The sequence below is a fragment of the Bacteroides sp. D55t1_190419_B8 genome (genome assembly GCF_015558905.1).
In the GTDB taxonomy this organism is placed as follows: Bacteria; Bacteroidota; Bacteroidia; order Bacteroidales; family Bacteroidaceae; genus Bacteroides; species Bacteroides vicugnae.
The window spans coordinates 657,266-679,289 of the sequence record NZ_JADMOU010000001.1; the positions used below are offsets into that span (position 1 = coordinate 657,266).

At 44.2% G+C, this 22,024-nt stretch carries 19 protein-coding genes; 9 read left to right on the forward strand and 10 right to left on the reverse strand.

The window, feature by feature from the left end:
* Positions 1–2: 2 nt before the first annotated feature.
* Together I2I13_RS02250 and mnmA are read right to left on the reverse strand one after the other, a co-directional pair.
* Positions 3–1,370, reverse strand: a complete 1,368-nt coding sequence (locus I2I13_RS02250; RefSeq protein ID WP_195648632.1) for a S8 family serine peptidase — start codon at positions 1,368–1,370, stop codon at positions 3–5.
* Positions 1,371–1,393: 23 nt separating this feature from the next.
* The gene (gene mnmA, locus I2I13_RS02255; RefSeq protein ID WP_148366552.1) at positions 1,394–2,479 is read right to left on the reverse strand and encodes a tRNA 2-thiouridine(34) synthase MnmA; all 1,086 of its coding nucleotides are present in this window, start codon (positions 2,477–2,479) and stop codon (positions 1,394–1,396) included.
* 110 nt (positions 2,480–2,589) lie between these two features.
* On the opposite strand from mnmA, the gene I2I13_RS02260 reads away from it, so the two are divergent.
* Positions 2,590–3,453, forward strand: a complete 864-nt coding sequence (locus tag I2I13_RS02260; RefSeq protein ID WP_148366553.1) for a hypothetical protein — start codon at positions 2,590–2,592, stop codon at positions 3,451–3,453.
* On the opposite strand, the gene I2I13_RS02265 is transcribed toward I2I13_RS02260, so the two are convergent.
* From I2I13_RS02265 to I2I13_RS02280, 4 genes are read right to left on the reverse strand one after another with little or no spacing between them, the layout of a single operon-like run.
* On the reverse strand, positions 3,443–4,450 hold the full coding sequence (locus I2I13_RS02265; protein WP_195648633.1) for a metallophosphoesterase family protein: 1,008 nt from the start codon (positions 4,448–4,450) through the stop codon (positions 3,443–3,445). The two genes, I2I13_RS02260 and I2I13_RS02265, sit on opposite strands and share 11 nt — an antisense overlap.
* A 19-nt stretch (positions 4,451–4,469) precedes the next feature.
* The gene (gene ispF / locus I2I13_RS02270) at positions 4,470–4,952 is read right to left on the reverse strand and encodes a 2-C-methyl-D-erythritol 2,4-cyclodiphosphate synthase (RefSeq protein WP_004297210.1); all 483 of its coding nucleotides are present in this window, start codon (positions 4,950–4,952) and stop codon (positions 4,470–4,472) included.
* Positions 4,953–4,991: 39 nt separating this feature from the next.
* Positions 4,992–5,606 (reverse strand): fumarylacetoacetate hydrolase family protein, encoded by a 615-nt coding sequence (locus I2I13_RS02275; RefSeq protein ID WP_195648634.1) that lies wholly within the window; start codon positions 5,604–5,606, stop codon positions 4,992–4,994.
* On the reverse strand, positions 5,606–6,256 hold the full coding sequence (locus tag I2I13_RS02280; protein ID WP_008650453.1) for a redox-sensing transcriptional repressor Rex: 651 nt from the start codon (positions 6,254–6,256) through the stop codon (positions 5,606–5,608). Before I2I13_RS02280 ends, I2I13_RS02275 begins: the two co-directional genes overlap by 1 nt.
* 165 nt (positions 6,257–6,421) lie before the next feature.
* Between I2I13_RS02280 and I2I13_RS02285 the strand changes: the two genes are divergently transcribed.
* Positions 6,422–6,772, forward strand: coding sequence for a translation initiation factor (locus tag I2I13_RS02285; protein WP_004305562.1), 351 nt, complete (start codon positions 6,422–6,424; stop codon positions 6,770–6,772).
* 17 nt (positions 6,773–6,789) lie between these two features.
* Positions 6,790–7,299 (forward strand): redoxin family protein, encoded by a 510-nt coding sequence (locus I2I13_RS02290; protein WP_122137998.1) that lies wholly within the window; start codon positions 6,790–6,792, stop codon positions 7,297–7,299.
* Positions 7,300–7,422: 123 nt separating this feature from the next.
* Here the strand turns inward: I2I13_RS02290 and tsf are convergent, their stop codons facing one another.
* From tsf to rplM, 4 genes are all read right to left on the reverse strand, one after another.
* Positions 7,423–8,415: a translation elongation factor Ts gene (gene tsf / locus I2I13_RS02295; protein ID WP_148366558.1), complete on the reverse strand. Its 993-nt coding sequence runs from the start codon at positions 8,413–8,415 to the stop codon at positions 7,423–7,425.
* A gap of 122 nt (positions 8,416–8,537) precedes the next feature.
* A complete protein-coding gene (rpsB, locus tag I2I13_RS02300) occupies positions 8,538–9,374 on the reverse strand; it encodes a 30S ribosomal protein S2 (protein WP_004305566.1) in 837 nt (278 codons plus the stop codon).
* A 121-nt stretch (positions 9,375–9,495) separates the two neighbouring features.
* Positions 9,496–9,882 (reverse strand): 30S ribosomal protein S9, encoded by a 387-nt coding sequence (rpsI, locus tag I2I13_RS02305; protein WP_004297203.1) that lies wholly within the window; start codon positions 9,880–9,882, stop codon positions 9,496–9,498.
* Between the two features lie 6 nt (positions 9,883–9,888).
* Positions 9,889–10,350, reverse strand: coding sequence for a 50S ribosomal protein L13 (gene rplM / locus I2I13_RS02310; RefSeq protein ID WP_004297202.1), 462 nt, complete (start codon positions 10,348–10,350; stop codon positions 9,889–9,891).
* Positions 10,351–10,829: 479 nt separating this feature from the next.
* Between rplM and I2I13_RS02315 the strand changes: the two genes are divergently transcribed.
* From I2I13_RS02315 to I2I13_RS02340, 6 genes are read left to right on the forward strand one after another with little or no spacing between them, the layout of a single operon-like run.
* Positions 10,830–14,009 carry a TonB-dependent receptor gene (locus tag I2I13_RS02315; protein ID WP_195648635.1) on the forward strand — a complete coding sequence of 1,060 codons (3,180 nt, stop codon included), beginning with the start codon at positions 10,830–10,832 and terminating at the stop codon, positions 14,007–14,009.
* Between the two features lie 22 nt (positions 14,010–14,031).
* Complete coding sequence (locus I2I13_RS02320) at positions 14,032–15,735, forward strand: RagB/SusD family nutrient uptake outer membrane protein (RefSeq protein WP_195648636.1); 1,704 nt, start codon at positions 14,032–14,034, stop codon at positions 15,733–15,735.
* A gap of 8 nt (positions 15,736–15,743) precedes the next feature.
* Positions 15,744–18,347 (forward strand): DUF4962 domain-containing protein, encoded by a 2,604-nt coding sequence (locus I2I13_RS02325; RefSeq protein WP_195648637.1) that lies wholly within the window; start codon positions 15,744–15,746, stop codon positions 18,345–18,347.
* Positions 18,348–18,364: 17 nt separating this feature from the next.
* Entirely contained in the window at positions 18,365–19,141 is a 777-nt protein-coding gene (locus tag I2I13_RS02330) for a DUF3575 domain-containing protein (protein ID WP_195648638.1), read from the forward strand.
* 12 nt (positions 19,142–19,153) lie between these two features.
* A complete protein-coding gene (locus I2I13_RS02335; protein ID WP_195630349.1) occupies positions 19,154–20,203 on the forward strand; it encodes a DUF6562 domain-containing protein in 1,050 nt (349 codons plus the stop codon).
* 30 nt (positions 20,204–20,233) lie between these two features.
* Positions 20,234–21,904, forward strand: coding sequence for a DUF6562 domain-containing protein (locus I2I13_RS02340; protein ID WP_195648639.1), 1,671 nt, complete (start codon positions 20,234–20,236; stop codon positions 21,902–21,904).
* Positions 21,905–22,024: the final 120 nt, after the last annotated feature.

Consider the following 22,024-nt stretch of genomic DNA (forward strand, 5'->3'; position numbering starts at 1 on the left):
CATTATTTCTTTTCCTTGGAAGAAAAGTTAAGATAAGCCTTCCACAAATCGGGAATACCATATCCATATATGTTATCCGGGAAATCGGCTCTATCACCCGATTGACGTACCAAATCTATAATCTGCTTCGCTGTCAGCTTCGGACAAGCCTGCCACAGACAAGCTACCATACCACACATAATCGGAGAAGAGAAAGAGGTTCCGTTGGCACGGCGAAGATTACCATCTGTTCCCATCACATCCGAATTCAGACCGACAGCCACTACATCCGGTTTCACACGTCCGTCAGCCGTATTTCCAACAGAAGAAAATGGTGCCAGCTCCCCCCTTTTATTTACAGCTCCTACCGTTATTATATTCTCTGCGTCTCCCGGAGGGGTAATTTTCTTCCACGAACCTGCCCCCGAATTTCCGGCACTGCAAACAACGACCATTCCTTTATCGGCTGCCTTCGCAGCTTCACGAGACATCAACGCATAATGACCATTCAAGTCACGATATCTATAATTCTTCGCAGGATCGTCAAATGAATAATATCCAAGCGATGTATTCACCAAATCCACTCCTACACTATCGGCAAACTCAATGGCTGCCGCCCAGTAATCCTGTTCTACCAGATTCTCCGAATATTCGTCCTCACTACGCAGCAACCAATAAGAAGCTTCAGGAGCTGTGCCAATCATCACATTCGGCTGATTCATGGCCATACAGGATAATACAGACATTCCATGGCTACTTTCAGCATAAATATCCGCTTCCGGATTCACAAAGTCACGCACCCCAAGAATACGGATATTTTTCATTGCATCAATCTTATCCACATTATGGAATCCGGCATCAATTACGGCAATAGTCATTCCCTGTCCCTTAAAGCCCGCATCATGCAGAAGATTGACACGGCTCATTGCCGCCTGTGTGATTGCAGGACCGTAAAGGCTATCGGTACGCACCGGTTTATTTATTAACGAATCTCTTTGAAGGGCTCTTTGTGTGATACCTTTCCACACTCTTTCCGTGGAACGTACAAAAGGCAACTTTGCTATTTCGTCAATCAAAGTACTATCATTGCAAGAAACAGTAACAAAATTATCCCACTTCCCGGTAACGAGTACATGGACACCTGTCTTCCGTATGGCATCTACATATTTCTTACAGACCGGCAAATCCGTGGAATCAATGGGTAATCCTTGTTTCTTTCGACGCTCTATAGATTTCATAGACAAATACTTTTCCGGTTTCTGCAAGGAATAGTCTGTAGCCGCCTTGTCTTTCAGGCTAATTCGATATTTTAAGGTATCCTCCGGAGTAAACTGTGCAAACACACCCAAATACATATTTAAAGCGAGAATCAATACTATAAACTTCTTCATAAGTTATCTTTCTTTTTAATCAATCATAATCCTTCATTTTCTATAATCACCAACCCGATTCCTCTTTGAGAAGCAATGAAAGCTCCTCCCAGCACTCGTCTCCCGTCATAAAACACGGCAGATTGTCCCGGGGCAATGGCCGAAGCCGTTTCGAGGAAACGTACTAACAGACGTCCGTCTTCCAATCTTTTCACCCGGCAGGGGATAGGACGACTGCGATAACGAATCCGTACTGTCAGATTCTCACATCCGAACAGTTCCTGTTCATCCACAATCTTATCCTGCTCCGCCAACATGTATTCTGTTTTTAATTGGTCGGCATCCCCAAGCATCACGGTATTTTTCTGCGGGTTGATTTTCAATACATAGGCCGGCTTTCCTAAAGCAATCTCCAATCCCTTACGCTGACCGATTGTATAATAAGGCGCCCCTTTATGTTGCCCCAACTTCACCCCTTCAGAGTTGACAAACCATCCCGGCCCGATTTCACTATCCAGTTCAGGACACTGTTCACGAAGAAAATCACGATAATCTCCTTTAATAAAGCAGACTTCCATACTTTCCCCTTCTTTCGACTTTGCCTCATATCCTTTCTCCGCAAGATACTCGCGAACTTTCACTTTCGTATAATCTCCCAACGGAAAGATACAACGCTTCAGCACTTCCTGTCCCAATCTCCAAAGGAAATACGACTGGTCTTTCTTATCATCATCTCCGGCTACTATATACGTGTATCCGTTTTTCTCTTCCAACCGTGAATAATGTCCGGTAGCAATCCATGCACAATTCAACTTGTCCGCCCACTCTGTCAAAACACGGAACTTAAACAACGGATTGCACATCACGCACGGATTCGGCGTACGCCCCTGCTTATATTCGTCTATGAAGTTTTTTACAATGGTCTCTTTAAAAGGAATACGTTCATCTGCCACATAATGTTCAATCCCCATCCGTGCAGCCAACTCTCTGGCATCCTGCGGTTCATCTCCCCACACACGCATAGTAACTCCCACGATCTCGTATCCTTGTTCTTGCAGCATCAAGCAAGTAGCGGTGCTGTCTATGCCACCACTCATACCTACCAATACTCTCTTATTTCGTTCTTCCATTCGAATTTTGAAAATTTACATGGATACAAATGTACGAGATTTCAAAGAGAAAAATTGCTTTTCTGAAAGAAAATCCTTATATTTGAAATATACCAAAAGCGAGAACAATTATGGCTAACCCAAGATTACCGGGCATTTCCGAAAACGAGCAAGCCTTATTGTATGCCAAATTGAATGAGTACAACCGGGGCAGAGCCTCTTTTAAAGAGGTAGGAGTCTACCTGGTGGTGTTGCCCCGACCGGGGAAACCAAACTATTCCCTTTGGCTGTACTCTCCCCTGCCCGAAAAACAATCCATTCTTTATATACATGACCTGTCACCGGACATCAACGACTCCCTGCGGATGGCCAGCACGATGTTTTATTATTCGAGACGTTGTATCATCCTGGTAGATTACAATGAGAAAAGAATGCAGAGTAATGGTGACGACCTTATCTTCTTCGGAAAATACCGGGGACATTTTCTCCATGAAATCCTCAAGATAGATCCCGCTTACCTAAGTTGGGTAGCGTACAAATTCATTCCCAAAATACCTAAACAGGAACGTTTCGTCAAAATAGCACAAGCTTATTATTCCATACATTTGGACATAATGATAAGAAAGTCGAGGGAGAAGCGTTCACCCAGCCGCTATCTGGGAGAATTAGGAGAAAAGCTGACAGACTTAAAATTAAAAGTCACTCGGGTAAGATTGGAAGATGATCCATACAAAACAAGAGTGAACGGCACTACCCCACAGTTTTTTGTCAAGCAAATACTGACTTTGACCGATGCCAGTGGAAACTTAGTCATTATGAGTATTCCATCAAAAAATCCCAGTGCGATTTCATGCACTCTATCTGGGATAGAACATGAATACCGACTGGGAGATATTATCTACGTCGCATCAGCGAAAGTATCACGCCAATATGAAAGCTATGGTTCAAAATACACGCGCCTTAGCCACGTGAAGTTCGCAAGTCTCAACGTTTAGTCCAATCGTCCTTGACAAAACTTGCCGGATAAGAGATTTTATCCACCACACCGTCTTTCTGACGAATCCAGGATGTGAATGTACGGGTACCCTCATCCAATACAATAATACGGGCTCCATTCGGCAAATGGTTATATTCCGTATTTCCACCGGTAAAGCGTCCGTAAGCCAAAAGGATATCTTTCCACATCACAGCATAATCATTATCATGGTCGTGTCCTACAAACATACCCATCACATCGCCAGCTTCTTTCATCGCTGCAAACATTCCTGTATTCAATTTAGGTGCACAGGCTTCCTCCATACGAGTTCCACGAAGAATTGCATTTTCGCTACGGGCAGCTTCATTGTATTCAGGAAGAGGAATATGAAAAAAAGCAAGAGCCGGCAAAGGTTGTCCGCCGTTTTGCTCTTTATAAGCCGCACTCTGTTGACGATACCAATTTATCTGGTCGAATGTAAGCCATGCATACCCTTTCACATCTTTCAAAGGAGAATAAGAATGAGAATCCATGCAATAAAGCAAAGCAGCATCTTTCTTTAGATTAGAAGACGATTTCACTGTCAATACATAATCCGGTGACAAAACAGTTCCGCGATCAGGCAATAAATTGCCGGGAACTTTACGGATGATATCATATAACTGTTCCCGTGTCATTCCCTGTTCATTGTCATGATTACCAAAAGTAACCACAAAAGGCAGTTTACGCTTAACTACCGGTTCAAGTACCTGCAACATTCCGGAATCCGCCGGAGCAGAATAAACGACATCACCGGTAAATATCACTAAATCCGGACGTTCGTCATCAAGCACCTGATTAATACGTTCCAAAGCTATATCTGAAGCCCGATTTCCATATTTAAAATGCACATCGGTAAATTGTACAATCTTGAATTTACCATCTTTACTAAATTTCAGTTCACTCTTCTGAGCCATACAAAAAGTCGTTACCAATAAAAAGGCAAGTGTTAAGTAGATTTTTAAAAGACGAATCATAATTATTTGTTTTAGGGGGTTAAGAAATCTTTTCTATCAGTACAGTAGCATAAGCCGATATACCTTCTTCACGACCTGTAAAACCGAGTTTCTCAGTAGTAGTCGCCTTAATGGAAATATCATCCATGTCAATCCCCATAACAGTTGCCATTGTCTCCTGCATCAAAGGAATGTGCGCTTTTAACTTCGGGCGTTCGGCACAAATGGTTGCATCGATATTGCCCACTTTATATCCTTTGGTAGCAATCAACTCCACAGTTTTCTTCAGCAGTATCTTGCTATCTATATTTTTAAATTCTCCCGCAGTATCAGGGAAATGATAGCCAATATCACGCATATTCGCCGCCCCCAACAGAGCATCGCAAACAGCATGCAATAATACATCAGCATCCGAATGCCCTAACAATCCTTTTGTGTGTTCCAAAAGAATGCCACCCAGCCATAACTCACGTCCTTCGACCAACTGATGTACGTCAAAACCAAAGCCTACTCTTATCTTCATATTTTGTATAACAAATGAGTACTAATGAATAAAAAAAGATCAACGAATATAGAAATCCAGCAGTTTTTCTTCCTCCAGATAACCTTGCAAACGCTGTCCGATACTAACAGGGCCTACACCTACAGGAGTCCCTGTAAAGAGCAAGTCACCTATTTTCAAAGTTACAAACTGGCTGACATAAGCGATTATATCATCTATCTTGAAAAGCATATCTGCCGTACAGCCACGCTGCACTTCCTGTCCGTCGATCAACAAATGAAAGTCAAGATTCTGAATATCCTTATAGTGCTCCACCGGAACAAAAGTTCCAATAGCAGCCGACGAGTCAAAACCTTTGCAAAGCTCCCAAGGATTACCCTGCTCACGGAATTTTCGCTGAAGGTCACGAGCCGTAAAGTCGATACCTACAGTCACTGCATCATAATAGCGGTTAGCAAAACGGGGAGCGATATTTTTCCCCAATCGGTTGATACGGACTACCAATTCCGTTTCATAATGTATCTCTTTAGAAAAGTCGGGAATGAAAAACGGTTTGCCATCCTTCAGAATAGCAGAATCAGGCTTCATAAAAATCACCGGCTCCATATTTACTTGTGTATGTCCCAGTTCTTTGTTATGCTGGGCGTAGTTCATTCCTACTGCAATAATCTTCATTATTTCTCGTTAAAATTCAATCGGTTAAACATAACAGCCAAATGAGCATATAGAGACGTATTCTGCACCACTATATTCTCAGGCACACGAATTCGGAAAGGAGTAAAGTTCCATACGGCTTTTATGCCTCCGTCTACCATCTTATCTGTAATTTCCTGAGCAATATTAATAGGTACGGTCAATACACCGATATTTACATCGTATTCTTTCATCTTTGCTTCAAAGTCATCGGAATGAAAAATAGGAATGCCATTCAGGTCTTTTCCCACCAGTTCCGGATTCACATCAAAAGCAGCCACAATCTCCAGTCCGAAATGATGCAAACCAGAATCCCGAAGCAAAGCAGCCCCCAGGCTACCTACACCAAACAAGAAGGCTTTGTGCATATTGGTAAATCCAAGAAAGCTCTCTAACACCTCAATCAACGCATCAATATTGTATCCCACTCTCGTACGCCCCGAGATATTGACGTATGACAAATCCTTGGCGATTTGAGAAGCGTCAATATTTATTTCCTTAGAGATTTGTGTAGAAGAGACATACTGCTCCCCTTTTTCTTTCATTAGTTTTATATTGGACAGATACCAGGGAAGTCTGCGCAAGGTAGGCTCCGGCACTTTATCCGCCTCTTTTCGTATATAAGTGCTCATACTTCTTACAAAATTTGGTATTTTGCAAAAGTACATTATTTTTTGAGACTGACAACCCTATAACAGAAAACCTTAATAGAGATTAAACAAAACGATGAAAAGAGACTCAAATTTTGCTCTTTTCGATAAGTTTAATACTTTTGAAAAGGATTAAAAATAACAAGTATGAAAAATAATGATTGGAAAGATAGATTGAACGTTGTGTACTCCACGAATCCGGACTTCGGCTATGAAATGGATAACGATGAAGAACAGGTTACCCTCGACAAAGACAAGCAAAACCTGCGGGTTTCCATTGACAAAAAGAACCGGGGTGGTAAAGTGGTAACATTAATTACCGGATTTGTGGGTACGGATAATGATTTGAAAGAGCTGGGCAAGTTACTGAAAAGCAAATGTGGAGTAGGCGGTTCAGCTAAAGACGGAGAGATAATGGTACAAGGAGATTTCAAGACCAAGATCATAGATCTACTCATCAAAGAAGGATATACTAAAACCAAAGGCATAGGAGGTTAAATTAAATAATACAAGAAATGAGAAAAGTAATATTATTCTGTGCGGCAACACTATTCTCACTGTTGTCATTCGCACAAGAAAGTGATGCGGATATTGTAAAGGTAGGTGACAATATGCCTGCTTTCACCCTTCATTCAACAGCAAACGGTACTGTAAACTCTGCAGATCTAAAAGGGAAAGTTGTATTAATCAATATTTTCGCCACCTGGTGCGGTCCTTGCCAAAGCGAACTGGCTGAAGTTCAGAAAACACTCTGGCCTAAATATAAAAACAACAAGGATTTCTGTATGTTAGTAATCGGTCGCGAGCATACAGACGACCAATTAGCGGAATACAATAAAAGAAAAGGGTTTACATTTCCCCTCTACCCGGATCCCAAACGGGAAGTTACAGGTAAATTTGCCACCAAAATGATTCCCAGAAGTTATTTAATAGACAAAGAAGGAAAAGTAATATCAGCTACTACCGGCTATGAAGATGGAGCCATAGATACGCTAATGAAGCAAATAGATAAAGCACTGAAATAGTCCCTATCCCTAAGATATGCCTTAAAGAAAAAGAGTCCGGTGCAATACCGAACTCTTTTCCTGAATTTTAAATGTAAAAAATGACTTGGCAAGTAAGTAATACTTAACAAGATTTGAATCAGATTATTCAGCTTTCAAAGTGAAACGCTTGAAGTCAACAATCTTCAGTTCAGGATCAGCAGCAGCCAACACTTCTCTTACAGTCTTCTTAGCGTCCATAATATCTTCTTGGTTCAGCAGGCAAACTTCTTTCAAGAACTTAGCCAGACGACCCTTAGCGATGTTCTGAATCATTTGTTCAGGCAGATGTGCAGCCTTTTCAGCAGAAACAGTAGCAATGATTTCTTTTGCTCTCGCTACATCTTCAGCTGTAATCCAACCTTTAGCCATATTGCTTTCCATGTGGTCTTCACTGTCTACATGAGCCGGGTTGATGTTAGCTTTCTTCAGAGCAGCTTCTACAGCCTTCTGTACCTGTTCAGCCTTTGTCTTTTCGATAGCTACTTCGATTTCTTTTTGCTTCACTTCTTCAGAAACACCATCCTCATCAATAGCGATCGGATTCATGGCAGCAATCTGCATAGCTACTTGCTTAGCCAACTGCTCGTCAACGTTCTTGTTAAAAGCAACAATCGTACAAAGACCATTTCTGTTCATGTGGTTGTAAACAGCAGTGCTTGCACCTTCTACAGTCATGTAACCATCAAGTTCCATTTTTTCACCTGTGATACCGCTACGGTCAGTCACTGCATCCTGCACAGTACCGTTACCCATCGGCAATGCTTTTACTTCGTCCAATGTCTTGCATTTGTTAGCCACAGCAAGATCAAGAATATCCTGAGTCAGTTTCACAAAGTCAGCATTCTGAGCTACGAAGTCAGTTTCACACTTCAAAGCAATGACAACGGCATAGTCACCGGTAGTCTTAGCCAGAACGCAACCTTCAGAAGCCTCACGTTCAGAACGCTTAGCAGCAACAGCTTGTCCTTTCTTACGGATAATCTCCATTGCCTTGTCGTAATCGCCATCAGCCTCTGTTAATGCATTCTTGCAATCCATCATACCAGCTCCGGTCATTTTGCGCAGCTTGGTAATATCAGCCATAGTTACAGCCATAATAATTTCCTTTATTTAAATGAATAATAATTTTCGAAACAAAAAAATGTGCCAATCTGCCAATCAAGATGCAAGTGTATAACAATACCCTTGCACATTAGCAAATTGGCACATTTTATATATTAAGCCTCTTCGTCTTCCTTGATGAAAGCAGCAGCTTTAGCTGCGTTGATAGCTTCTTCGTCAGACTTGTCGAGTCTAGCTTTTACTGATTTCTTCTTGCCTTTGTTAGCAGGAGCCTCACCAGCTGCTTCCATGTCGATCTTTTCAGCTTTTCTTTCTTCCAAACCTTCGATCATTGCAGCGCAACAAGCATCCAGGATAACTTCTATTGATTTAGTAGCGTCATCATTAGCAGGAATTACGAAATCCACGTTTGAAGGATCAGAGTTAGTATCAACGATACCAAATACAGGGATACCCAAACGGTTAGCTTCGCGAACTGCGATATTTTCTTTCATTACGTCGATTACGAACAATGCAGACGGCAGACGAGTCAGGTCAGCGATAGATCCCAAAGTCTTGTCTAATTTTGCACGTTGACGAGAAATCTGAAGAACTTCTCTCTTAGAGAGGTTAGAATATGTACCATCGTTAGTCAATTTATCGATAGTAGCCATCTTCTTCACAGCCTTACGGATAGTCGGGAAGTTAGTCAACATACCACCCGGCCAACGCTCGATTACATAAGGCATATTAACAGATTGAGCTTTCTCAGCCACAACTTGTTTAGCTTGTTTTTTAGTAGCAACAAAAAGAACTTTCTTGCCAGATTTGGCAATCTGTTTCAAAGCTTCAGCAGCTTCGTCTACTTTTGCAACTGTTTTGTGGAGGTCAATGATATGAATACCATTGCGTTCCATGAAAATATAAGGAGCCATTGCAGGGTTCCACTTTCTCTTAAGGTGTCCGAAGTGGCAACCAGCCTCCAATAATGTATCAAAATTTGTTCTTGACATCTTCTTTTTTCTTTAAATCGTTTACTTTCTTTTTTGTTTTTTCTAAACCAACCGCTGGGTAGTCTATGAGCAGAGTCCCAGTAGTTTAGATACTAAACATATTCCTCTATCAGGCAGCACATTAACGCTTGCTGAACTGGAATCTTCTACGAGCTTTCGGCTGTCCCGGTTTCTTACGTTCAACAGAACGAGGGTCACGAGTCATGAAGCCTTCTGCACGAAGAGCAGCTTTATCTTCAGCGTTCATCTTAACCAGTGCACGAGCGATTGCCAAACGCAATGCCTGAGACTGACCTGTGAAACCACCACCACACAAGTTAACCTTGATGTCATACTTCTCAGCAGCACCCAGCTTGTTCAATGGTTGTTTTACAACATACTGAAGAATAGTTGATGGAAAGTACTCTGCAAGGTCTCTCTTGTTAATAGTAATCTTTCCTGTACCTTCGCTTACGAATATGCGTGCAATAGCACGTTTACGTCTGCCTAATGCATTTACTACTTCCATTATATCTTATTTATATGAATTAATATCAATCATTTTCGGGTTCTGTGCAGCCTGTTTGTGTTCGCTACCAGCGTAAACATACAAGTTGTTCAGCAATTTAGCTCCCAGAATATTCTTAGGAAGCATGCCCTTCACTACTTTTTTCAGTAATCTCTCTTCACCGTTCGGTTTTGTAATCAAACGGGCAGGAGTCATTTCTCTCTGACCACCAGGATAACCAGTATATGACAAATATACTCTGTCATTCCATTTGTTACCAGTCAGTTTTACTTTGTCTGCATTGATGATGATAACGTTATCACCGCAGTCTACGTGAGGAGTAAAGTTTGGTTTGTACTTTCCTCTCAGCAATTTTGCAACTTTTGCTCCCAGACGACCTAAAGTCTGGTCTGTAGCGTCAACGATAACCCATTCTTTGGTTACAGTCGCTTTGTTTGCAGAAATGGTCTTGTAACTTAAAGTATCCACTCTAATTTTGTTTTTTAAATGTTACTACTAAAATTGTCTTCACCACTTATTAGTCTTCCCCGGACAAAGGAATACTAACTAGCTATGAATTAATCTCTTATCATTTTGTGATAATAATCGGCTTGCAAAAGTACGGCTTTTCTTTGAATTGGCAAACAATTTCTTCCTTTTTTTGGATTTATCCGGTTGAATAACAAGAGATATAAAGATATTATCGGAAAACAAAAAGTCATCTCTGGAAGATTTCAAAGTAAATTATAATTCAGACTATTATATAAATAAGGTGTAACAGAGATCTGCCACCTTCCCTACAAGCATCACAACAGGTATCGGGATAAATTCTAAAGGGTTTTAGACGATTTCAAAAGCCCTCTATCTGTTTTCAAAAAAAGGAAAAACAATACTAAAATAGTAATAGAAAGAAAAGCATCTATCTTTGCCATAGATTCTTAATCCAGAAAACAACGAATAGAATTGATATGAAAAACATTCAAAAACTTCTCTTTCTTGCGGTTTGCCTTTGCACCGCACTTACGGTCAAAGCACAAAACCTGACTGTCACCGGAAAGGTCATAGACTCGGAAGGTCTTGAGGTGATCGGTGCCAACATTACCCTGAAAGGTACTCCCGGCGTCGGTGCAATCAGTGATTTAAGCGGAAATTATAAGATTCAGGTAAACAATGCCGCTAAAGACATTCTCGTATTCTCTTATATAGGAATGAAAACACAGGAAGTACACGTAAAAGGAAAAACGGTCGTCAATGTCACGCTGCAAAGTGATGCCAAAGCATTGGACGAGGTGGTTGTGGTAGGTTACGGAACCAGTAAGCGTAGTGACCTGACCGGTTCTGTGGTTTCCGTAAAAAGCGAAGATTTGATGAGAATGCCTACTTCCGACGTCACCCAAGCATTGGCGGGACGGGTGGCAGGTGTACAAATAACCCAAAGTGAAGGTGCCCCGGGTTCTACCATTTCCATACGTGTACGTGGTGGGATTTCCATTACGCAAAGTAATGAACCTCTTTATATTATCGACGGCTTCCCCAGCGAAGACGGAATGTCTACTATCGACCCTGCCGAGATTGAAACGATTGATATCCTGAAAGATGCCTCGGCAACTGCCATTTACGGTGCACGCGGAGCAAACGGGGTAGTGGTAATCACTACAAAGCAAGGAAACAAAGACGGTTCCAAGATGAGTATCAGTTTCGACAGTTATGTAGGCGTGAAGACTCTGGCACGCAAACTGCCGGTACTCTCTACCAAGGAGTTTGTCCTGCTGGATTATGAGCGCAGATTACAATTCAACGGTGAAACAGGAGTGAAAAGTTTCCAGTCTATCTACGGTTCTTTCCTGGATATTGATGAAAACTACGGCAACTACGCCGGAATCGACTGGCAGGAAGAGACTTTAGGAAGAGTAGCCACTTCACAAAATTACCGTGTACGCATCTCCGGGGGAAACAAGGAACTGCAATACTCCCTGAACTATACTTATTTCAAAGACCTTGGAGCTATGCAGTACAGCGGAAACGACAAGCATAATATTTCATTCAGCCTTTCCCACAAACCTACCAAGCGTATTTCTGTCAATGCCCGTGTAAACTACGACCAGACCTATATATATGGTATGGGGACTTCCGACCAGTCCACCCGTTTCAACAAGATGGAGCATATCCTGCAATATCGCCCCACCAAAGGGATCTATGGAGATGACGAGAGCCTGCTGAAGAATGAAGAAGACAATATCACCGACGAAGAAGGCAATCCGATGCAGAATCCGCTCACCTCTGCCGCCCAAGAAATAAACAAAAGGCAATTGCGTACTTTCCAAGCCAATGGAGGGCTGACTTTCAATATTGCCAAAGGATTCAGTTTCCGCAACAATACCGGTATGCGTTACCAAACCACGCGCTTTGATGTCTTTTATGGAGAGAAATCCAGCATCGGAAAACGTTCCAGTGCCAACGGATATATCCAATACGCGGAAAACAACAGCTTCCAGACTTCCAATGTGCTCAACTATGAATACAAGAAGAAAAAGCATAAATTAGTCGCTATGCTCGGACAGGAATGGGTATCACGATGGACACGCAATATGCGCGCCAGTGCCACCAATTTCCCCAATAACGATATTAACCTGGATGATATGAACCTCGGCATTCCGGGTTCCATTACTTCCAATGCCAATTACGATGACAAATTACTGTCCTTCTTCACCCGGTTCAATTACAATTTCGGAGAAAAATATCTGGTGACCGCTACTTTACGTGCCGACGGTTCTTCCAAATTCAGTGAGGACAAGAAATGGGGACTTTTCCCTTCCGTTTCTGCCGCATGGCGTATGGGCGAGGAGAAGTTTATCAAGAACCTGAACTTGTTTTCCGACCTGAAGTTACGTGTCGGGTATGGTATGTCGGGCAACAACCGCATCGGCAGTTATGCTTCACTGAACCTGCTGAATTCCGTGAAATATCCGAATGGTGAAAGTAATATGCCCGGATACGTACCGACCGCTATCCCGAACGAAATGCTTCAATGGGAATCCAACAACACACTCAATATCGGACTGGATTTAGGTTTTCTGGAACAACGCCTGACTATATCCCCGGAGTTTTACGTGAACGAAAGTACCCACTTACTCCTGAACTCACGCATACCCAGCTCTTCAGGATACAGCAATATGATTCGCAATATCGGAAAGACGCAGAACATCGGCGTCGACCTGACCATCAGTTCCGTCAACATACAAAAACGCAACTTCACATGGAATACCAACTTCAACTTGTCTCACAACAAGAATACGATCAAAGCATTGTCCGGAGAGCAATACTTCCTCGAAGAAGCCAAATTCGGTTATAACCAAAAGACACACAAGATAGAAGTAGGCAAGTCAATCGGACAGTTCTACGGATACCGTACCCTCGGACTTTATCAGGTAGAGGACTTTGATTATGACCCGAACACTAAAAAATACACATTGAAAGAAGGAATCCCTTACAGAGGTTCCCGCAGTGAAACGCAACCGGGTATGTGGAAATTTGCCGATACCGACGGGAACAAAGTGATTGATGAAAACGACCAGACGGTTATCGGTGAAGCCAATCCGAAATTCTTCGGCGGATTGAACAACACTTTCACTTATAAGAATTTCGACCTGAGCATATTCTTTACCTTCTCCTACGGAGGCGAAGTATTGAATGCCACCAAACTGACCAATACCCAAGCCGGCAAATCCGGATACAACGTACTGGATGCAGTGAACAGCAGCAAGCGCTGGATGACCATCAACCGGAATGGTGACATTATAACAGACCCGCAAGAGCTTGCCGCATTAAATGCAGGCAAAAGCGCAGCCGTTGTCAACGATATGGAACAGGGAGACACCTATATCCACTCATGGGCAGTAGAAGATGCCTCTTACCTGCGGCTAAGCAACGTGACTATCGGGTACAACTTCCCCAGAAAATGGATACGGAAAGCCGGCATCCAGAAACTCCGCCTGTATGCGACAGGCAGCAACCTGTTTGTCTGGACTCCCTATACCGGATTCGACCCGGAAGTTTCTACCAAAGGCAGCAACCTGACTCCCGGAGTAGACTACGGAGCATATCCGAGAAGCCATTCCTACGTATTCGGTCTGAATGTGACCTTTTAATTCACCTTAAAATAACGGAAAAATGAAAATCTACAAAACATATCTTTATGCGCTCGGTATACTGGCAGGAGGCCTGCTCAATACTTCCTGTGCCGACCTGTTGACTGAAGACCCCAACTCTTATTACGAGAAAAAGGACATATTCTCCACAAAGGCAAAGGCCGCCATGGCCGTTACCGGAGTATACGAACGACTTCCGGAACTTTATGGGTATATGGACATGGCGTTTCCCTGTTCGGACGATACTTATTATGTGTCGGGAGTGACTTCGGACAAAGGCCGGCGGGACATCGCCCACTACAAAGTGACCAGTTCAAACACATGGGTAAATAGCGTCTGGCAAGGCAACTACACCGGAATTGAACGTGCCAATTATACCGTTGAAGGTATTGAAGGCATGGCTGATTATGAGAAAGACAAAGAGCTGCAATCACTGGTCGGAGAAGCTAAATTCCTGAGAGCCTTGTATGCATTCAATCTGGTGCGTTACTGGGGAGATGTTCCCTTCAAAACGACTTCTACGAATGTAGACAAAAATGTCTTCCAACCACGTTGCAGCAGAGAAATAATCTACGACCAGATTATTGACGACCTGAATTTTGCCAAGACTCATTTATCGTGGGCTACCCCGGCCGTTACCCCGGAGAAAATCACCCAAGGCGCTGCACGCGGATTGCTTATGCGCGTACTATTGCAACGTGCCGGATACAGTCTTCAAATGAACGGAAGTATTACCCGCCCGGACGATGCCAAGCGCAAAGAATATTTTGAAGCTGTCATCGAAGAGTGGGAAGAGTTCAAAGCAAACGGCTATCATGATTTCTATCCCGAAGGTTACAGAGAGCTGTTCAAAGGTTTCTCGGCAGGAACACTTAACTCTGTAGAAAGCATCTTTGAAATCGCATTTTATAGTCCGGACGGAAATACAGGAGCCAAAGGATACTGGGGGACTTACATCGGCCCGCTGGTTGCGCATCCCGGCATCTCCGTCACTGAAGTCAACCAGTTCATGGGACGTGCCAATGCGATGTTCCGGGTGGTTCCCGAATGGAAAGCATTCTTTGACGTACAGGAAGAAGACGCAGACGGTAATGTAATAACGGGGGACGAACGCCGTGACGTGATGATTTGCGACTACAAATACAACTGGGACAAAGAAATCTACAATCACGTGAAAGTGGTTAACAAGAACGGAAAAGACTGGTATCCCGGTAAATGGCGCCGCGAATGGATGCCTATCGGATACAAGAACCCGAACGTTACCGATGTCAACTTCTGCTATCTGCGCTATGCGGATGTCGTACTGATGGCAGCCGAAGCCTACAATGAAACGGGTGATACATCCGAAGCATGGAAACTGCTCAACAGCGTACGCAAACGTGCCGGAGCCAGAGAAATTACCACAGAAAATTACACCGAACTGATGAAAGAGAAAGTGTACAAACTCAACTTTATTTCCGATGCTGACGATGCCGGCAAGTTCCGTACGGCACTTTATTGGGAGCGTGGTTTTGAACTCGCTTTTGAAGGGCAACGTAAATACGACCTTATCCGCTGGGGAGTTATCAAAGAGGCATTAACCTTGTTCAGCAACCGTTCATCAGTGAAGAGTTCTTATCCTGCCGGAGACAATTTCCAAAAGGGCAAACATGAATTATTCCCTATTCCGCTGGACGAACTACAGTTGAATCCGATGTTTGAAAGCAAAAACAATCCTAATTATTAAATAATACCATGAAGAAATTAATCAGCAGCATACTACTTTGTTGTCTGGTGTCCGGTGTACAGGCACAAGAGAAGCCGGCACGGATCAGACTTACGGACGTAACGCTTATGCACGAGATGCGTGCCACCCCGTCGCCGTTGGACAAAGCAACGGTGTCCGACCGTGCAGTCTCGTTCCAATGGCCTTTGCAGGCAGATATAGATACTTCCGAAGAAGTATTGGACGGAATGAAGTCCCGCAAGAAGAAAGTAGACAAGTCCCGTTTGAAATACCAGTTACGCTACTCGCAAGATGCAGCGCTGAAAAGTAATGTGATTCAGGAAGAGACCCGCTGGCCTTTCTTCAATCCGGAGAAAGATTTAGCTCCCGGTGTATGGTACTGGCAATACGGATATGTGAATGAAGGAGGAAAGACTCAATGGTCTTCCGTTTTGCAGTTCACGGTTGAAGCCCATCCGGACAAGTTCTGCCCGCCATCATTCAAGACGATGCAGGCAAACCTTTCCAAAAGTCATCCGCGTATATTGGTGCAGAAAGACCAATGGGCGGACTTTATGAAAAACAGCCGGTCGAAACCGGAGTACCAGTGGTATTTGGAACAAGCCGATAAAGTATTGAAGACTCCGATGCAGTCTGTCAATAACATCAATACCAAACTGGCTGACGGTCTGGACAACGCCATGCAGCGCAGTGCCATGTTAACCAGGGAAAGCCGCCGCATCATCGATCAGGAAGAAGCCAATGTAGAGCTGCTGATACGTGCCTATCTGCTGACACAGGACACGAAATATAGCAAAGAAGCTATAAAGCGTGTGATAGAAATGGTCGGCTGGGATGAGAACAAAAATGTCATGGGCGACTTCAACGCTTTTACCATGCTTTCGCTCAGCTCATTGGCTTATGATTCATTCTACGACCTGCTGGACGAAGGGCAGAAGCAAACTTTGCTGAAAGAGATTAAAAAACGTGGCAGTGAATCCTACAATAACTTCAACAACCGGTTGGAAAATCATATAGCCGACAATCACGTATGGCAGATGACCCTGCGCATTTTCACATTTGCAGCATTCAGCGTGTACGGTGAGCTCCCTGAAGCGGATACATGGGCGGATTACTGCTACAACGTTTGGCTGGCACGTTTTCCCGGTCTGAACAAAGATGGAGCCTGGCACAATGGCGACGGTTACTTTGCGGTCAATTTCCGCACGCTTGTCGAAGTGCCCTACTTCTATACCACCGTCACAGGATTCAACTTCTTCAACGACCCGTGGTATCAGGGTTCCGTGATGTACACCCTCTACCAGCAGCCCCCTTTCTCCAAATCAGCCGGCAACGGTAGCGGACACCAGGGAAATATGAAGCCGAACTCTATCCGTGTGGGATATGCCGACGCATTAGCCCGCATGACCGGCAATACGTATGCCGCCGATTATGTGCGCCGCATCGCCACTACTCCCGACTTCCACAAACGTTTCCTGACTTCCAAATCCGGCAGCCTGGCATGGTTCCGCCTGCAATGCGACAGACCGTTGCCCGAAGGCGAAGGGCTTGCCAATCTCCCGATGGGGTATGTTTTCCCGGAAAGCGGACTGGCTTCCTTCATGACCAACTGGGAGCGTGTGGGTGGAAACGCCATGTTCAGTTTCCGAAGCAGCCCTTACGGCAGCACCTCGCACGCCATTGCCAACCAGAACGCATTCAACACATTCTTCGGCGGAAGCTCGCTCTTTTACAGTAGCGGTCACCACATCGCATTTGTAGACAAGCATAGTATGCTTTGCCACCGTTCCACCCGCGCTCACAACACTATTCTGGTGAACGGCATGGGACAGCGTATCGGTACGGAAGGGTACGGTTGGATTCCCCGTTACTATATAGGCGAAAAAATCGGATACCTCTTGGGGGACGCTTCCAACGCTTACGGCGAAGAAATCTCCCCTATCTGGCTGGAACGCGGAAAAGAAGGCGGAATAGAATACACTCCTGCCAACGGCTGGGACAAGAACCACCTGAAAACTTTCAGACGTCACACCGTCGCTTTAGGCAAGACCGGATTAGTATTCATCTACGACGAACTGGAAGCCGACGAACCTGTCACCTGGGACTATCTGCTGCATACGGTCATCCATCCGATGAATGTCACCAAGAAAGATAAGTTCGTACACATACAGGCTACCAACAAAAACGGAGCTTCCGACGCTTATCTTTTTTCAAGCGGCACATTAAAGACCGATACGACCAGCCAGTTCTTCGCTCCGGCTGTAAACTGGTTGCGCGCAGACGCCAAAGGACAGTTTGCCGCTTATCCCAACCACTGGCATTTCACAGCGACTTCCGAGAAACAGAAGACGTACCGTTTTACCACCATTATAAACACACATCTTCTCTCCCGCCCTGTCGCCGACCCGGAGATACTTCCCGACGGACGCATCAAAGTGGGGAGCTGGATTATCAAGGTGAATGTCTCGGCAGAGGGTGCTCCTTCGTTTTTCATCCGCTCTACCCGGAAAGGGGAAGATGTAAACATCACCTATAAAGGCGGAGCGACGATAGTACGTGAAGACGGCTATGAAACGACTCTTGTAGACAAACGTCCGGAACTGGAAATCTAACCGATTATAAGAAACATATGAAAACAAAAAGATACTTAGTACAAGGATTCCTGCTGCTGTTCTGCTCCATGACAGCCATAGCCGGTTCTCCTTCCGAAGAACTGCAACATCCGCAGCATCCACAGAAACAGGAAGGTAAACGTCCGCGCATACAGACTTCCGCAAGCGAGAAAGAAATTGTGTTCAAACCCAATGCGGAAACGGGAAAAGTGGAGACAGCAAAGACCCAAGCAGTCAAAGCCATCGGGAAGGAGCGGAAAGAAACGGCAGCCAAGCCTAAAAAGAAGCCTCATCCGAAGAAAACTTCCGAACGCTACCGGGCGTTCAAGACCAATATTGCTTATGATGCAATCGCCGTGCCGAATCTGGCTTTCGAGATACAATGCAGCGAGCATATTTCCGTAGAGCTTCCCGTCATGTTCAGCGGCTGGGACATCAGTGACAAACACGCAGTCCGTACTTTTGCCGTTCAGCCGGAAGGACGCTGGTGGTTGGAAAAAGCAGGGACAGGCCATTTCTTCGGTGTACACGCACACATGGCATTGTTCAACGTGAAATGGGACGAAAACCGTTATCAGAACACGGGGCGTCCGTTATTGGGCGCAGGTGTCAGCTACGGATACAAACTCCCTTTTTCCAAACATTGGGGAGCGGAATTTACCTTGGGAGCCGGCTATGCCAACATGAAGTATAATACCTATTATAATATAGACAACGGTGCTCTGATTGAAACAAAAAGCCGGAATTACTGGGGAATCACCCGTCTCGGTCTATCACTGTCCTATCATTTTTAAGCCTGTTTGATTATGAAAAAGAATACCTATATATCCATTATCCGCACGTTGGGCTGTTTGCTGTTACTGTCGGTTTTCGTAAGCAGTTGCCTTTATGAAGAACCGGAATTGACAGCCGACGGTGAACTCGGAGTAGACCCCACCGCTGTCAACATCATGACGAACCTGACACTGGAAACGTCGTTTGACCCCGTGAATGTGAATCGCGGTACACGCGCGGCAGCCACCACCTACTTGCATCGTTTTGTCGTTGCCGTTTACGAAGGCTCGCAAAAAGTAGCCGGTCAGGTTATCTATCAGGAGATGCAGAGCGGTGAAACAACTGTCAATATCCCGCTTAGCATGAAGTTACATGCCCGTAAGTATCAGCTTGCCGTATGGGCAGACTATGTGGAAAAGCCGGAAGAGGAAACTTATCAGACTTTCTATGATGCAACGGACATGGCATTCATACTACGTGCCACACCCTACAAGGGAAACTCCCGATACCACGACGCTTTCTACGGAAATACCCCATTGGATTTGAGTGCCTATCGCGACCAGTGGAACGTAACCGTTCCCGTAGATGTCAAGATGCTTCGTCCGATGGCATCGTACAACCTGATAGCAACGGATGTAGCCAAATTCCTGAAGAAAGTGACCGACAAGGAAATCACCGGAAAAAGATTTACCATGACTGTCAAATACAACTACTATCTGCCCACAGGGTTTGATGTGTTCACCGGCAGACTGAAAAACTCTTTGCAATATATAGAGTACAATAAGACGGTTGACCTGGCAACTCTCCAGAAAGAGGAAAACAAAGAAGAGTTCAACATCGGTTTCGACTATCTGCTTATCAACAATGAATCCGCATCGTCCATTCCGGTGACTATCGAGATAACGAATGAGAGTAAAACCGTGGTAGCCCGTTACCAGAATCTGAAAATCCCCTATCAACGGAACAAAGAAACAAACATCCGGGGATATTTCCTGACAGCCAGTCCGGGTATCAGTTTCGACCCTGACTTCAACGACGAGGACATCATCATAGATGTAACTCCTATTGTAAAAAACAACTAATAATTATTATACACTTTAATCATTACCATTATGAAAAAGAACTTTGCCTATTTAGCGATTACGCTATTCATGGGATTATTCGCCTCATGTAGTCAGGAGAATGACCCAACTACTTCGGACAGCCGGAACAAGCTGGTCAATATCTCCGCCGAACTACCGAAGGAATTTGCCCAAACACGTGCCGTTCCGTCAGCAGACGGACATTACCTGCGTTGCATCCTCGAAATAACGAATGAAAACGGTGACCGGGTGTATAGAGAAGAGAAACTGGGAACTGAAGGCAATGCGGATGGTAAACTCTCCTTTACTTTTGCCCTTGAAGAAGCTGGTACGTACAACTACAAGATGTGGGCTGACTTCATTGAAGCCAACGGACAGGAAAAAGATCCTGTGACAGGCCGCTACACCGACAAGTTTTATAACACGGAAGACCTTACAAAGATTACAATCAAAGATCCGGCTTTGCTTTATAACACCGATGCGTGTGACGCATTCTCCGGCAACGGAACTTTCGAGAAAAGTCAGGCAACATTAGAGAATCCGCTTAGTGTCACATTGATTCGTCCGTTTGCCAAACTGATTGTATCGGACAAGAGTAAGGAGAATTTCGCTAAATGTACTTCTGTCAGTATCAGTCAGGAAATTCCTGGCGGATTCGATGTATCGACAGGTAAGATTTCTACGGAAACAGTGGAAGCCGTTCTTCCGGCTACTGCTCCTATCGGCACAGGAGAACAAGAAGGAGAAGGATTTGATTTAAGACTCTTCTCATGCTATATCTTTGCAGACAACGACGCTCTGGGAGAAATCGGACTGACTTTTGTAACTACCGACGGTGGCCGTACAGTCGCCATTCCCGCCAATGTGCCGGTGAAAAAGAACACACGCACACTGGTAAGAGGATACCTTGTAGCCGAATCACAAAACAACGGACAGATTGATACTGATTTCGGTGATTGGAATCCGGATATAAACGGAGGAGACGTTGAACCGACAGAACCTACTATCGACCCGAAAATTGGTGATTACTATTATAAGAACGGTGAATATTCTTCGGAACTGAGGACGGATGCCGAAAACCCATGTATCGGAGTTGTATTTGCCACTAAAGCTATAAACGGCGATGAAGCAAGCAATTATGGTGAATATACCCGTATCAAAGGATATGTGATGGCTTTGGAAAGCGCACCGAGCAATACACGTAAAGAGTTCTGTGATAAAGCTATGAATGGTACAATTGATTTCACCGGTATGGAATTGGTAAAAACAGGCTATGAAAATACGAAAGCCTTTTTAGCGGACAGTCGCTATACAGACAACAGTACCTCTTATCCACTACTTCTCGACTTTATCGCATTCAAAGAAAAAACAGCCACTCCCGAAAAGTCCAGTGGATGGTATATACCTTCTATCGAAGAGTTAAAAGAAACAATGATTAAATATCACGGTTTTGAGGAAACTCCAGCCAACAATGTATTCGTTGAAGCCGTAAATGCCATAGAGGGTGCCAACCAGTTTGTTCACACTACATCTGCACGTTACTTACTTTCCAGCAGTATCAGTAATAAAACAATTACCCCTGTAACGTTAACCGACGGTGTATTAGATACCAATACCAGAACGCAGGCAATATTTAATTCAGATCCGCAAAAAGCCGGTGTGCAAGGACAAATCCGTCCTATCCTCACTATCTTGGAATAAACAGCCAAAAGCGAAACACAATAGAAGAGCCAAGATAAGCAAGGCATCCCCTGCAAGCCTTGCTTATCGGCTTTCCCTCTTTATTTGCTATTTAATTTCGTTTTATTTCCGATTTATCTC

Coding starts and splice junctions, on each gene's coding strand:
- I2I13_RS02250 (WP_195648632.1), bottom strand. CDS start 1,370: ATGAAGAAGTTTATAGTATTGATTCTCGCTTTAAATATGTATTTGGGT.
- mnmA (WP_148366552.1), bottom strand. CDS start 2,479: ATGGAAGAACGAAATAAGAGAGTATTGGTAGGTATGAGTGGTGGCATA.
- I2I13_RS02260 (WP_148366553.1), top strand. CDS start 2,590: ATGGCTAACCCAAGATTACCGGGCATTTCCGAAAACGAGCAAGCCTTA.
- I2I13_RS02265 (WP_195648633.1), bottom strand. CDS start 4,450: ATGATTCGTCTTTTAAAAATCTACTTAACACTTGCCTTTTTATTGGTA.
- ispF (WP_004297210.1), bottom strand. CDS start 4,952: ATGAAGATAAGAGTAGGCTTTGGTTTTGACGTACATCAGTTGGTCGAA.
- I2I13_RS02275 (WP_195648634.1), bottom strand. CDS start 5,606: ATGAAGATTATTGCAGTAGGAATGAACTACGCCCAGCATAACAAAGAA.
- I2I13_RS02280 (WP_008650453.1), bottom strand. CDS start 6,256: ATGAGCACTTATATACGAAAAGAGGCGGATAAAGTGCCGGAGCCTACC.
- I2I13_RS02285 (WP_004305562.1), top strand. CDS start 6,422: ATGAAAAATAATGATTGGAAAGATAGATTGAACGTTGTGTACTCCACG.
- I2I13_RS02290 (WP_122137998.1), top strand. CDS start 6,790: ATGAGAAAAGTAATATTATTCTGTGCGGCAACACTATTCTCACTGTTG.
- tsf (WP_148366558.1), bottom strand. CDS start 8,415: ATGGCTGTAACTATGGCTGATATTACCAAGCTGCGCAAAATGACCGGA.
- rpsB (WP_004305566.1), bottom strand. CDS start 9,374: ATGTCAAGAACAAATTTTGATACATTATTGGAGGCTGGTTGCCACTTC.
- rpsI (WP_004297203.1), bottom strand. CDS start 9,882: ATGGAAGTAGTAAATGCATTAGGCAGACGTAAACGTGCTATTGCACGC.
- I2I13_RS02315 (WP_195648635.1), top strand. CDS start 10,830: ATGAAAAACATTCAAAAACTTCTCTTTCTTGCGGTTTGCCTTTGCACC.
- I2I13_RS02320 (WP_195648636.1), top strand. CDS start 14,032: ATGAAAATCTACAAAACATATCTTTATGCGCTCGGTATACTGGCAGGA.
- I2I13_RS02325 (WP_195648637.1), top strand. CDS start 15,744: ATGAAGAAATTAATCAGCAGCATACTACTTTGTTGTCTGGTGTCCGGT.
- I2I13_RS02330 (WP_195648638.1), top strand. CDS start 18,365: ATGAAAACAAAAAGATACTTAGTACAAGGATTCCTGCTGCTGTTCTGC.
- I2I13_RS02335 (WP_195630349.1), top strand. CDS start 19,154: ATGAAAAAGAATACCTATATATCCATTATCCGCACGTTGGGCTGTTTG.
- I2I13_RS02340 (WP_195648639.1), top strand. CDS start 20,234: ATGAAAAAGAACTTTGCCTATTTAGCGATTACGCTATTCATGGGATTA.